The following is a 12972-nucleotide window of genomic DNA, read 5'->3' as shown; positions in this document are numbered from 1 at the left end:
CGGCCCGGGCCGGGCGGCACGCCAACCCCGCCCGCGCCGGGCCGGTGTTTCGGCATGTGCCGCAAGCGGAGTGAAAATATCCTTATTCGCCCGCTCATATGGCGCCAATGGCGGAAAAATGTTCTAAATCCGGCATCTTTTCACGAGGTGTCCGATGAAGTTCTTTCCCGTCTTCCTGCGTGTCGCCGATCAGCGCGTGGCCGTCTCGGGCGGCGGCGCCGCCGCGGTGGCCAAGCTGCGCCTGCTGCTGAAAACCGAGGCCCGGATCGAGGTTCACGCCGCCGAGATCGACCCGGTTATCGCCGGATGGGCGGCCAAGGGCCGCCTGATCGTGCTGCCCCGCCCGATCGGGGCGGCGGACATGGCCGGGCTGCGGCTGGTCTATGCCGCCAACGAAGAGGCCCAGGAAGACGCCCGCGTCGCGGCACTTGCCGCCGCTTCCGGCGTGCCCTGCAACATCGTCGACAACCTTCAGGCCAGCGCCTTCCTGACGCCCGCGCTGGTCGACCGCGACCCGCTGGTCGTCGCCATCGGCACCGAGGGCGCGGGGCCGGTTCTGGCGCGCAAGATCAAGGCGCATCTGGAGGAACACCTGCCCGCCGGTCTGGGCCGGGTGCTGGACCGTGCCCGCGCGCTGCGCCCGCAGGCCGAGGCGCTGCCGCCGGGCCGGGCGCGCCGCGCCTACTGGGCCGCGCTGTTCGACCGCGCGCTGGCGGGCGACACCGCGCCCGCGGCGCCCGCCCCGCAGGACGCCCCGTCGCCGGTCCCGGGCCGCGTCCTGTTCGTCGGCGCAGGCCCCGGCGATCCCGACGACCTGACGCTGCGTGCGCGCCGCGCGCTCGACCGGGCCGACGTTGTGATCCACGACCGGCTCGTGCCGCAGCCGATCCTGGAACTTGCCCGGCGCGAGGCCGAGATCGTCGAGGCGGGCAAGACCGGCTTTGGCCCCGCGATGCCGCAGGACGCGATCAACCGCCTGATCGTCGACCGTGCACGGGCGGGCGCGCTGGTGGTGCGGCTGAAATCGGGCGACCCGGGGGTGTTCGGCCGGCTGGACGAGGAAATCGATGCCTGCGCGGCGGCGGGGCTGGACTGGGCGATCCTGCCCGGGATCACCGCCGCTTCGGCGGCGGCCGCGCGGCTGGGCCAAAGCCTGACCCGGCGCGGCCGCAATTCCGAACTGCGCCTGCTCACCGGGCAGGAAACCGACGGGCTGGCCGATCACGACTGGGCCGCGCTGGCCCGCCCCGGCACCGTCGCCGCGATCTACATGGGCAAGCGCGCCGCGCGGTTCATCCAGGGGCGGCTCTTGATGCATGGCGCGCGCCCGGACACGCCCGTCAGCGTGGTCGAGAACGCGGGCCGCCCGGACGAACGCATCCTCGCCGCCCGTCTGGGCCGGCTGGCGGCAGAGATTGCCGCGGCCGACCTGCGGGGGCCCGCGGTTCTCATGCTGGGCCTCGCCCCGCGCGCGGCAACCGCCGCCCCGGCGCCGCTTGCCGAGGTGGCGCCATGACCCGCATCGCCCTGCCCGCCGTCGTCACGGCGAACGACCTGCTGACCGGGGACGCGATCTGGCTGACCCCGGGCGGCAACTGGTCGCGCGCGCTGGCCGATGCCGAGCTGCTGTCCGAACCCGCCCGGGCCCAGGCGCGCCTTGCCCAGGCCGCGGCCCGGCCCGACCGCGTGGTGGCCCCCTATCTTGCCGCCGTCCGGCCGGGGGCGTTCGGCCCCCGCCCCGTCGAGTTCCGCGAACGGGTCCGCGCCCGCGGCCCCGCGCGCCCCGCCGAAGGATAAGCCGATGTATGCCTATTCCCAGTTCGACGACGATTTCGTCCGCGCCCGTGTGCGCCAGTTCCGCGACCAGGTGGAACGCCGCATCGACGGCCGCCTGACCGAGGACGAGTTCAAGCCGCTGCGCCTGATGAACGGCCTGTACCTGCAACTGCATGCCTACATGCTGCGCGTGGCGATCCCCTATGGCACGCTGAACGCCCGCCAGATTCGCCAGCTGGCGATGATCGCGGACCGCTGGGACCGCGGTTATGGCCATTTCACCACGCGCCAGAACATCCAGTTCAACTGGCCCCACCTGCGCGACGTGCCCGACATGCTGGAGGCGCTGGCCGATGTGGGCATGCACGCGATCCAGACCTCGGGGAATTGCGTACGCAACGTCACCGCCGACCCCTTCGCCGGGGCCGCCGCGGACGAGATCGCCGATCCCCGGCCTTACGCCGAACTGTTGCGGCAATGGTCCACCGACCACCCGGAATTCCAGTTCCTGCCGCGCAAGTTCAAGATCGCCATCACCGGCGCCGAGGAAGACCGCGCCGTGACCGCCGCCCACGATATCGGCCTGCGGCTGGTGCGGCTGGGCGACGGGATCGGGTTCGAGGTCAGCGTCGGCGGCGGGCTGGGGCGCACGCCCATGCTGGGCCGGGTGCTGCGCGCGGCGTTGCCCGCGGCGGACCTGCTCCCTTACGTCGAGGCGATCCTCGGCGTCTACAACCGGCTGGGCCGGCGGGACAACAAGTACAAGGCGCGCATAAAGATCGCGGTTCACGAGATGGGCCTTGACCGCCTGCGCGACCTGGTCGAGGCGCGTTTCGCGCAGACGCGGGCCGAATTCCGCGGTGCAGACCAGCAGATGCTGGCCCGGATCAAGGCGCAGTTCGCGCCCCCCGCCTTTCGGGACGGCCCGCCGGCGATCCCGCCCGGCAGCCCCGCTTTTCGCGCCTGGTGCGACACCAACCTGGCCGCCCACCGCCGCGCGGACCATGCCATCGTCACCGTCTCGCTGAAAACGCCCGGACAGGTGCCGGGCGATGCGACCGCGGCGCAGATGCGGATGCTGGCCGACCTGGCCCAGCGCTACGGCCATGACGAATTGCGCATCACGCCACGCCAGAACGTCGTGCTGCCCCATGTGCGCAAGGCCGACCTGCCCGCGCTGTTCGATGCGCTGGCGGGCGCCGGGCTGGGCGCCGCCAACGCGGGGCTCGTGTCCGACATCATCGCCTGCCCGGGGCTGGATTACTGCGCGCTGGCGACCGCGCGGTCGATTCCCGTCGCGCAGCGGATCGCACAGCATTTCGAGGCGCTCAGGCTGGAACACCAGATCGGCCCGCTTCGGCTGAACATCTCGGGCTGCATCAATGCCTGCGCGCATCACCATGTGGCCGATATCGGAATCCTGGGTCTCGAACGCGCGGGCGTCGAGACCTACCAGGTGACGCTGGGCGGCGACCCGACGCACACCGCGGCGATCGGCCAGCGCACCGGGCCGGGCTTTTCCGCCGATCAGATCGTCGGCGCGGTGGAACGGATCGTGCTGGCCTATCTCGACCTGCGCCGCGACGCGGGCGAAACCTTTGCCGAGGTGTTCCGGCGGGTCGGCCTCGCCCCGTTCCAGCAGGCGCTTTATGGCGAAGGGGAGGCGGACGATGCGGCCTGAGACCGGGTTCGACCCCGCCGGGGAACAGGTGGCCGCGTTGAACGCCACGCTCGACGGCGCCCCGCCCGAAACGGTGCTCACCCGCGCGCTGGACGCCTTCGCCGGGCGCATCGCGCTGGTGTCGTCCTTCGGGGCGGAATCGGTGGTGCTCTTGCACATGGTCGCGCGGATCGACCCGGGCCTGCCGGTGCTGTTCATTGATACCGAGATGCTGTTCCCCGAAACGCTGGCCTACCAGCGCGGGGTGGCCGAAACGCTGGGCCTGACCGGGGTGCGGGTGGTGCGCCCCGACCCGCTGGCGCTGGCCGCCGCCGATCCCGATGGCACGCTGCACGAAACCGACCCCGACCGCTGCTGCGCGCTGCGCAAGGTGCGGCCGCTGGAAACGGCGCTTGCGGGCTACGGCGCCTGGATCACCGGGCGCAAGCGGCACCAGACCGGCGCACGCGCCGCCATCGCCCCGGTCGAACTGGACCCGGCCGGTCGGGTCAAGGTCAACCCGCTGCTGCATTGGTCCGCTGCGGATCTGCGCCGCTATATCGACGTGCATGCCCTGCCGCGGCACCCGCTGGTCGCCCGCGGCTATGCCTCGATCGGCTGCGCGCCCTGCACCAGCCCCGTCGCGCCCGGCGAAAACCCGCGCGCCGGGCGCTGGCGCGGCCGCGCCAAGGAAGAATGCGGCATCCATTTCGCGGGCGGCCGCGTGCTGCGCCGGGCCGGGGCGGGGGGTGCGGGATGACCGGCCCGGGCGACACCGTTCTGGTCACCGATGCCGGCATCGCCCCGGCGGGGCCGGGCGATTGCTTCGTGCCGCTGGCCGATCTCGACCCCGGCGCGCCGCGATGCGTCGATCTTGCGCCCGGCGACGATCCTGCCGCGCTGGCCGGGCTGTTGCCCCGGATCGCCGCGATCCGCATCGCCTTCCCGGTGTTTTCCGACGGGCGCGGCTTCACCCTGGCGCGCGAGTTGCGGCGGATGGGCTTTCGCGGCCGGCTCAGGGCGGCGGGCCACCTGGTCGCCGACCAGTATCCCATGGCGCGCGCCTGCGGCTTCGACGAGGTCGAGATCGCCGCCGCCCTGGCCGCCCGCCAGACCGGGGCCGACTGGCGCCGCGCCGCGCGGCGCGGGGCCGGCGGGTATCTCGACCGGCTGAAGGCCGCGCCCTGACGGGTTCGCATCGCCTGCGGCGTTGCGCCATCTGTTCAAGTGTTGCTATCCTTCCGCCCGGGAGGACTTTTCGATGACACAGGACACGGTTGCGCCCAGCGCAAGCCGGATACGCTCGATCCTCGTGATCGACGACCATCCGCTTTACAGCGACGCCCTGACCATGGCGCTGCGCCACGTCTTCGACGGCTGCACGATCCGCACCGCCACCTCGCTGGGCGAGGGGCTGGCCCAGCTCGGCCCCGATTTCACCCCCGACCTGGTGATGCTGGATCTCAAGCTGCCCGACGTCACCGGTATCAGCGGGTTCCTGCGCCTGCGTGAACGCATCCCCGACGTGCCCATGCTGGTGATCTCGGCGCTGACCTCGGTCGAGGTGGTGCACGCCCTGATGGAGGGTGGCGCGGCGGGCTTCATCCCCAAGGACGCGTCCACCGACGAGCTGAAGACCGCGCTGATCGAACTGCGCGCCGGGCGCCGTTACCTGCCGCCGGCCTATCGCGCCGCCTGCCGTACCGCGCAGGTGCGCCCGCGCATGCCCACCGTGCAGGAGGTCAGCCAGAAGATCGCCGAACTGACCCCGCAACAGGCCCGCATCATGAAACTGATCTGCGCGGGCAAGCCGAACAAGCAGATCGCGCATGAACTGTCGCTGGCCGAGGCCACGGTCAAGGCGCATATCACCGCGCTTCTGCGCCGGCTGGGCGTGCAGAACCGGACCCAGGCGGCCGTTCTGGTCGAAAGCGCAAGCCTCGATACCGGCACCGGGCTTGGCGACGCGGACGCCCGCGCCTTCCTCAGCCAATAGGGGCGGGGGCGGCGGCGATGCTGCAGATGCGCGACAGGCCCGGGGCGGGCGCGGTCGGCGTGGGCCTGTCCCGGGCCGCCGATCCGGCCCGGGCCGTGGCCGAGGCCGCGGCCCAGCTGGACCTGGCGCAAAGCTGCTTCGTGCTGGTCTTCGTGCCCGACCGGATGGACCTGGGCGCGCTGGCGGCGGCGCTGGGCGGCACGCTGGCCGGGCTGCCGGTGTTCGGCTGCACCACCGCGGGCCAGATCACGCCCGAGGGCTACGAAGACGACGCGCTGATGATGCTGGCCTTCCCGCGGGCGCATTTCCGTTGTGCGTCCATGCTGATCGAACCGCTCGGCCCCTGCCCGATCGAAAAGGTCTCGGCCGATGCGCGCAAGCTGGCCGCGCAATTCTCGCATTCCGCGCATTGGAACCGGCTGGCGCTGATCTTCGCCGACGGGTTGTCCAGGCAAGAGGACATGCTGGTCGCCGCGCTGGCCGCCGGGCTGGACGATCTGCCGGTGTTCGGCGGGTCCGCCGGCGACGGTATGAACTTTCGCCGCACGGCGGTGTTCCAGAACGGCGCGTTCCATTCCGACGCGGCGCTGCTGATCCTGCTGGAAACCGACCTTGAATTCGCCGGGCTGGGCTTCGACCATTTCCTGCCGACCGAACACCTGATGGTGGTCACCGACGCCATCCCCGAGGAACGGCTGGTGCTGGAACTGAACGGCGCCCCCGCGGCCCAGGAATACGCCCGCCTCGTCGGCTGTCCGGTCGACCAGCTGTCGCCCGAGATCTTTGCCGAACACCCGGTTCTGGTGCGCAACAATTCCATCTACCACGTCCGCGCGATCCAGAAGGTCACCGGCGACGGCGCGCTGGCCTTCCTGTCGGCGATCGACGACGGGCTCTTGCTGACGCTGGGCCAGGGCCAGGAAATCCTGCGCACGCTGGACCAGGGCCTCGACGTCACCGACGAGGCCGGCCGCGCCCCCGATTTCATCCTCGGCTTCGACTGCTTCCTGCGAAAGCTGGAAATCGGGCAAAAGCAACTGACCGGCCGGGTGTCGGAAATCCTGCGCGACCGCCGGGTGCTGGGCTTCAACACCTACGGCGAACAGCATTGCGGGGTGCATGTGAACCAGACCTTCGTGGGCGTGGCCTTCTTCGAACCGCGGCGGCGGGTGCTGGCATGATCGACCCCAGCGATCCCCCCGAAATCACCATCGAACGCCAGGCGCGCATCATCGACGCCCTGATCCGCCGCGCCAGCCGCCAGCACGAGGTGGGCGGATCGGCCTATGCGCTGTTCCAGTCGGCGGTGGCGTTGCAGGGCCAGGTCTGGGCCAAGACACGCGACCTGGAACGCACCTCGACCGAACTGGAAATGGCCCGCTTCGACCGCGAGCAGACCCAGCGCCGCCTGACCGAGGCGCTGGACGCGATGGAGGGCGGCTTTGCGCTGTTCAACGAGGGGCGGCTTCAGGTCTGCAACGACCTGTTCCAGTCGATCCTGCCCGACATCTCGGCCCGCATCCTGCCCGGCCTGACGGTCGAGGATTATTTCCGCGCGCTGCAGACCAGCCGCCACCTGGCCGACCCCGACAAGGCCTGCCGCGACCTGGCCGAGGCGATCCGCGGCCCCGCGGGCGGGGCCAGCGCGGCCTTCGTGCTGGAACTGGACCACGACCGCTGGTTCCAGATCAGCCAGCAGCGCACGCGCTCGGGCAACATCATCCTTCTGCAGACCGAGATCACCGATATCGTCCGCAAGAACCGGATGGAGAAAGACCTGCTGATCGACATGCAGGCCCATTACCTGCAGGCCGCCTTCGATCACATGTCGCTGGGCATCTGCACCTTTTCCCGCGCGGGCGAGGTGACGATCCGCAACGGCCGGTTCCGCGAATTGCTGGGCGTGCCCTACACGCTGGTGCAGGACGGGACCGAGTTCACCACGATCCTGCGCTACGTGCGCGACAACCGCCTGGTGGCCGAGGCCGACATGGCCGATATCGACCACTGGCCCGCCGAGCTGCGCCGCGAGGGACGGCTGCGCAAGCGGCTGCACCACGCCAGCGGCCGGGTGCTGGACCTGCATGTGCACCTGTTGCCCGACCGCGGGTTTCTCGTCGATATCGCCGATGTCACGCTGGAATCCCGCGCGACCGACCTGCTGGAAAAGCGCGTGCGCGAACGCACCCACGAACTGACCGAGGCGAACAGGCGGCTGCGCGAACAGCACGAGGAACAGCGCCGCGTCGAAGAGGAATTGCGCCTCGCCAAGGAAGAGGTCGAGGCCGCGATGTCATCCAAGACGCGGTTCCTCGCGGCGGCCAGCCACGACCTTCTGCAACCGGTGAACGCCGCGAAACTCCTGATCTCGACCCTGTCCGACATGGCCGCGGGCAGCGAGCTGGCGACCCTGACCGACCGGCTGGCGGGCTCCTTCGCCTCGATGGAATCGCTCTTGCACGCGCTCTTGGACCTGTCGCGGCTGGAAAGCACCGGCTCGGCGCTGACGCCCACGGAATTCTGCATCGGCTCGGTGATGCGCCCGGTGGTCGAGGACCAGGCCATGGTCGCCGCGAAAAAGGGGCTGCGGCTGGATATGGTGCCCTGTACCGCCTGGGTGCGCAGCGACCGGCAATACCTGACGCGCTCGCTGCAGAACCTGGTGGTGAACGCGATCCAGTATACCGAAACGGGCCGCGTTCTGGTCGGCTGCCGGCGGCGCGGCGGCCGGGTGGTGCTGGAAGTCTGGGATACCGGGATCGGCATCTCGCCCAAGGACCAGGCCCGCATCTTCGAGGAATTCACCCGCGCGGGCAACGTGCCGCCCGGCTCGGGGATGGGGCTGGGCCTGTCCATCGTCGAACGCACCTGCCGCAACCTGGGCCACCGGCTGTCGGTGCGCTCGGAACCGGGCGTGGGGTCGGTCTTCGCGATCGAACTGGACACCGCGCCCGCGCGGCCCGATTGTCCCGGCCTCGACGGGCCGGGTGCTGCGCCGGACGAGGACGAGGGCGACCTGAACCTGATCGTGCTGATCGTCGAGAACGACCCCAGCGTGCTGTTCGCCACCACGCAAAAGCTGGAAAGCTGGGGGGCCAGCGTGCTGGCGGCGGGATCCACCGCCGAGGCGGTGCGGCTGGTGGACGAGATCGGCATGGCCCCCGACGTGATCCTGGCCGATTACCAGCTGGACGGCGACGATACCGGCGTGGCCGCCATCGCCGCCTTGCGCGCGGCCACCGGCAGCCCCATCCCCGCGATCATGATCACCGCCGACCAGGGCGAGGACCTGGTGCGCGCGGGGCTGGAGGGCGATTTCACCGTGCTCAGGAAACCGGTGCAGCTGTCGCGGCTGCGCCCGCTGATCGACTGGAAGACCCGCGCCGCGTCGGTGGCGACCGACCAAAGTATCGCGTGACAGCGACCGGCGCCGGGTTAGGCTGGCGCGCAGGGAGGACGACAGATGCGCAAGACACTGACCGGGCTTCTGGCCGCGGCGCTGATCGCCGGGGGCGCGGCGCTGGCCGATACCCAGGGCACCGAAACCTACGACATGCTGTTCAAGGGCGGCACGCTGGACGCGGTGCCGCGCGCGGCCACGCTGGTCTATGCGCGCGAGGTGACGAACCGCGCCAACCCCGAGGCCGCCGAGGCCGCCACCGGCGCGGTGGAACTGTCCTTCGCGGGCGAAACGCCGGAACGCGCGGTGCTGCGCTTTACCCGCGGCGACAGTTTCAGCGCCATCGGCGCGTTTCCGGCCGAGGTCGGCAACCCGGTGGTGATGTACTTCCTGGAATCGCTGGTGCGTGACGTCGCCGAAACCTCGGGCGGGAGTCCCTTCTACATCCGCAACCGGCTGAAGGAATCGCTGGTCCGCTCGGCCGAGGTCGAAGAGGTCGAGGCGCCCTTCGGCGGCGGCGAGGTCCAGGCCCGGACGCTGACGCTGCACCCGTTCGAGGACGATCCGAACCGGGCGCGGATGCGCGGCTTTGCCGATCTGGCGGTGACGGTGACGATGTCGGACGCGGTGCCCGGCTGGTATCACAGCCTGAGCGCCGAGCTTGCCGACCCGGCCGGGGGCGACCCGTTCTATGCCTCGCGCCTGACGCTGGACCCCGGCGCGGCGGGGGGGGCTTTGCGATGAGGCGGTTCCTTCCCGCACTGGCCGCGGCCGGCCTGCTGCTGGGCACGCCCGTGCCCGGCCCGGCCCAGGGCCTGGGCGGCGGCGCCGGCATGGCGGCGCGGCTGAACGATTACCCGACCGCGGCGCGCGCCGATTACGTCTTCGCCTGCATGGCGACGAACGGGCAGGGGCGCGACGTGCTGGAGAAATGCGCCTGTTCGATCGACGTGATCGCCTCGATCCTGCCCTACGAGGCCTATGTCCAGGCCGAAACGGTGCTGTCGATGCGCCAGGTCGGCGGCGAGCGGATGTCGATCTTTCGCAGCTCGGCCATGGCGAACGCGCTGGTGGCCGAGTTGCGCCGGGCCCAGGCCGAGGCCGAGATCCTCTGTTTCTGATCCGGGGCGGGGGCGCTCCCGCCCCCGGGCCGCCCGCGGCTGCGCCGCGCTTGCCCGGCGTTGGGCGTGGCGCGCGCTCACGCGCGCGGGCCTCCGGCGGGGATATTTCCGGCCAGAAGAAGGGGGCGTCCTAGATCTGGCCGTCTTTCGGCAGCACGCGTTCGAAGCGGTTGCCCTCGGTGTCATGGGCCACGACCCTCAGCGCGGGCGCGCCGTTGTCGGTATAGGCGAAGCGGAATACCGGGTTCTCGCTGATCGAGATGCCGCCCGCCATGGTGAACAGCCTCTCGTCGCCTTGCCAGACCTCGAGCCGGTCGATGAAATGGGCGAGGATGAACAGCTGGGTGACCTGGTCGCGTTGCAGCCCCGAGTAGTTCGGGTGGCGGATCATGATCTGCGCCTCGCGCCGGGCGGTCGACATCGCGGGCGTCTGCCCGAAATGTTTCAGCCGCATCTGTCCCATCGCGGCCAGCGCCTGTTCCGGGTCGCGCGTGGCCGGGGCCGAGCAGCCGCCCGAGGCCTTGACGAAGCGGCCGGTCATCAGCGCGCCGCGGTCGGTATCGGCGATCACGCGGACGTTGGAATACTGGTTCACGCGCACCCGGATTTCCATGTCGAGGGGTGCCATGCCGGGGCCGAAGGTGAAATCGGCGGCCACGGGGGCGGGGTTCTCGTCGATCACCACCTTGGCGCCGCGGATCGTCACCGCCGGGTCGGTCTGGCGGATCGTGACCGGCACGGTCGCGGCGTCGTTCGCGCGGTAGGGGGCGTCGACCTCGAACGCGCCGGCGCCATCGGCGATCTCGACATCGCCGACGATGTCGCCGCGCAACTCGGTCCAGATATAGCTGTCGGTCAGCGGATTCTGGCGGGTGTCCTCGGCCAGCGCCGGGCCGCAGGCCAGCGCGGCGATGGTGGCGGCGATCACGGCCTTCATTGGCACGGCTTTCATGGGGCGCGTCCTCCCTGATACGCGATCCTGATGGTCGACTATGTCACGAAACCGGGCAGAAAGACATTCTCCATTGGTCGGTATGGATCACGCCTGCGTGCGGGCGCAGGCTGTGCCGGAAAGGGAGGCGCCGATGTTCGAGGCCGTTCTGACGCTGTGCCTTGCCCTGTCGGGCGAGATGTGCCGGCCCGTCCTGTTGCCGGGCTACGAGGCCGGGACCGAGGCCGGGTGCCGCGCCGCGCTGGCCGCCCGCCCGCCGGTGGCGCGCCTTGATGGGCTGGTCGCGCAGGGGGCGGCGGGTTGCCGGCCCGCTGGCCCCGCGCTGGGTTTCGACGAGGTGGCGCCGGGGGTGTTCGTGCATCGCGGCACGGTCGCCGAGCCCGACCGTGACAATGGCGGCGACGTGGCGAACCTGGGCTTCGTGATCGGCGCCGCGTCGGTCGCGGTGATCGACACCGGCAGCGCGCGCTGGATGGGCGAGGCGATCTGGCGCGCGATCCGGGCACGCACCGATCTGCCGGTCAGCCACGTGATCCTGACCCACATGCATCCCGACCATGTCTTCGGCGCGACCGTGCTGGCCGAAACCGGGGCGCAGGTGGTGGGCCATGCGGGGCTGGCGCGCGCGCTGGCCGACCGGCAGGCGAACTACCTGGAAAGCCTGGCCGCCCTGATCGGGCCCGACCGGCTGATCGGCACGGCGGTGCCGCGGATCGACAGCGCCATTGCCGACCGGGCCGAGATCGACCTGGGCGGCCGGGTGCTGGGCCTGCGCGCCTGGCCGCCCGCCCATACCGGCACCGACCTGACCGTGCATGACAGCGAAAGCGGGCTGGTCTTCGCGGGCGACCTGGTGTTCGACGCCCACACCCCCGCGCTGGACGGGTCGCTGCGCGGCTGGCAGGCGGTTCTGGACGAGATGGGCGCAGAGACCGCCGCCGGGGTCGTGCCCGGCCATGGCGGCCCGGTCCTGCCCTGGCCCGCGGGCGCGGCCGATACGCGGCGCTACCTGGACGTGCTGGCCGCCGATACAAGCGCCGCCATCGCCGCGGGCGACCGCCTCGGCGCGGCGGTCGAGCGGATCGCCGCCGCCGAACGCCCGCATTGGCAGCTGTTCGACGCCTATAACGCGCGCAACGCCACCGTCGCCTTTACCGAACTGGAGTGGGAGTAGGTCCTACTCCCCGGCGGCCTGCACCAGCATCTGCGCAATCGCGAACAGCCGCTTTTCCAGGATCACCGGCGTCTCGCAGACATAGGTCAGCGATTTCGCGCGGTCGGTATAGATGCGCTCGTCCCAGGCCAGTTGTTCCTCCAGGGCGTCGACGCGGTCGTAATCGGGTGTCTCGGCGTCCATCAGGCGGGTCATCTCGCTGCGGGTGGCGTCGATCCGCTCGGCCAGCGCGATCTGGCTCAGCGAATAGTCGGCGATGCCGGCCATGATCGCCTGGCGCTGGGCCGCCAGCGTGTCGAAGGCCGCCATGAACAGATGCCCCAACAGCGCCCGGTCGCGGCCATGGGCGGCGGTGAAGGCGGCGACCAGCGGGTTCAGCTCTTCCAGCGTCACCCGGCGCAGCGCCATCCGGCCCGCCAGGTCCTGCACCGCGGCCTCGGTCTCGGCGTCGAAGCTCTGTTCCTCGATCGGGTAGGGCCACATGATGCCGGGCGACAGCCGCTCCACCTTGCGCTGGATGCAGGGCCATGTCGGGTCCGAGAAATCGGCAGCCCCCGCGGCCGTCGCAAGACCCAGGACAAGGGCCAGCGCCCCGGAAATCGCGCGTGCTGACATGGATTCTCCTCCCTGTGGCGAAGTCTAGCGAGGATCGGGCGCAAGTCCACGCCGCCCAATACCCACCAAGGTCGCAATTGCCGGTCCCGGTGTGCCTTCGCATACTCGCCTCACTTAAGAAAAATAAGAGTGCCATACGACAGGGAGACATCTGGGATGCGGACGCGTGCGGCGGTTGCGTACGAGGCGGGGAAGCCTCTTGAGGTGACGGAGGTGGAGCTTGCCGGCCCGAAGGCGGGCGAGGTCCTGGTCGAGATCAAGGCCACCGGCCTGTGCCA

13 protein-coding genes and 1 pseudogene are annotated in these 12972 nt (G+C 70.7%); 12 read left to right on the top strand and 2 right to left on the bottom strand.

Annotated features, from left to right (window positions below; all coding sequences use genetic code 11):
• The first annotated feature begins 154 nt into the window (after positions 1–154).
• The 10 genes from cysG to EV662_RS11405 all read left to right on the top strand — a co-directional run bounded on the left by cysG (position 155) and on the right by EV662_RS11405 (position 9953).
• Complete coding sequence (gene cysG, locus EV662_RS11450; protein ID WP_132462362.1) at positions 155–1516, top strand: siroheme synthase CysG; 1362 nt, start codon at positions 155–157, stop codon at positions 1514–1516.
• Positions 1513–1797 (top strand): DUF2849 domain-containing protein, encoded by a 285-nt coding sequence (locus EV662_RS11445; protein ID WP_132462360.1) that lies wholly within the window; start codon positions 1513–1515, stop codon positions 1795–1797. Before cysG ends, EV662_RS11445 begins: the two co-directional genes overlap by 4 nt.
• Before the next feature lie 4 nt (positions 1798–1801).
• Complete coding sequence (locus tag EV662_RS11440; protein ID WP_132462359.1) at positions 1802–3457, top strand: nitrite/sulfite reductase; 1656 nt, start codon at positions 1802–1804, stop codon at positions 3455–3457.
• On the top strand, positions 3447–4196 hold the full coding sequence (locus EV662_RS11435; protein WP_132462357.1) for a phosphoadenylyl-sulfate reductase: 750 nt from the start codon (positions 3447–3449) through the stop codon (positions 4194–4196). The genes EV662_RS11440 and EV662_RS11435 overlap by 11 nt, the downstream gene beginning before the upstream one ends.
• Positions 4193–4624 (top strand): DUF934 domain-containing protein, encoded by a 432-nt coding sequence (locus EV662_RS11430; protein WP_132462355.1) that lies wholly within the window; start codon positions 4193–4195, stop codon positions 4622–4624. The genes EV662_RS11435 and EV662_RS11430 overlap by 4 nt, the downstream gene beginning before the upstream one ends.
• A gap of 73 nt (positions 4625–4697) precedes the next feature.
• Entirely contained in the window at positions 4698–5432 is a 735-nt protein-coding gene (locus EV662_RS11425) for a response regulator (RefSeq protein ID WP_132462353.1), read from the top strand.
• A gap of 17 nt (positions 5433–5449) precedes the next feature.
• Entirely contained in the window at positions 5450–6613 is a 1164-nt protein-coding gene (locus EV662_RS11420) for an FIST N-terminal domain-containing protein (RefSeq protein WP_243695831.1), read from the top strand.
• Positions 6610–8850, top strand: coding sequence for a PAS-domain containing protein (locus EV662_RS11415; RefSeq protein ID WP_132462349.1), 2241 nt, complete (start codon positions 6610–6612; stop codon positions 8848–8850). Before EV662_RS11420 ends, EV662_RS11415 begins: the two co-directional genes overlap by 4 nt.
• A 45-nt stretch (positions 8851–8895) precedes the next feature.
• Positions 8896–9576: a hypothetical protein gene (locus EV662_RS11410; RefSeq protein WP_132462347.1), complete on the top strand. Its 681-nt coding sequence runs from the start codon at positions 8896–8898 to the stop codon at positions 9574–9576.
• Between the two features lie 89 nt (positions 9577–9665).
• Positions 9666–9953, top strand: a complete 288-nt coding sequence (locus tag EV662_RS11405; protein WP_165915589.1) for a hypothetical protein — start codon at positions 9666–9668, stop codon at positions 9951–9953.
• A gap of 130 nt (positions 9954–10083) precedes the next feature.
• On the opposite strand, the gene EV662_RS11400 is transcribed toward EV662_RS11405, so the two are convergent.
• A complete protein-coding gene (locus EV662_RS11400; RefSeq protein ID WP_243695830.1) occupies positions 10084–10905 on the bottom strand; it encodes a quinoprotein dehydrogenase-associated SoxYZ-like carrier in 822 nt (273 codons plus the stop codon).
• A gap of 133 nt (positions 10906–11038) precedes the next feature.
• On the opposite strand from EV662_RS11400, the gene EV662_RS11395 reads away from it, so the two are divergent.
• A complete protein-coding gene (locus EV662_RS11395) occupies positions 11039–12079 on the top strand; it encodes a quinoprotein relay system zinc metallohydrolase 2 (RefSeq protein ID WP_132462345.1) in 1041 nt (346 codons plus the stop codon).
• A gap of 3 nt (positions 12080–12082) precedes the next feature.
• Here EV662_RS11395 and EV662_RS11390 read toward each other — a convergent pair whose 3' ends face one another.
• Positions 12083–12694, bottom strand: coding sequence for a hypothetical protein (locus EV662_RS11390; RefSeq protein WP_132462343.1), 612 nt, complete (start codon positions 12692–12694; stop codon positions 12083–12085).
• A gap of 156 nt (positions 12695–12850) precedes the next feature.
• Between EV662_RS11390 and EV662_RS20095 the strand changes: the two are divergent.
• A pseudogene (locus EV662_RS20095) lies at positions 12851–12972 on the top strand (S-(hydroxymethyl)glutathione dehydrogenase); the annotation flags it as partial.

This window comes from Rhodovulum marinum, from assembly GCF_004343075.1.
In the GTDB taxonomy this organism is placed as follows: domain Bacteria; phylum Pseudomonadota; class Alphaproteobacteria; order Rhodobacterales; family Rhodobacteraceae; genus Rhodovulum; species Rhodovulum marinum.
Note: the sequence above shows the minus strand (reverse complement) of the source record. Positions and strands in the feature narration are given on the sequence as shown.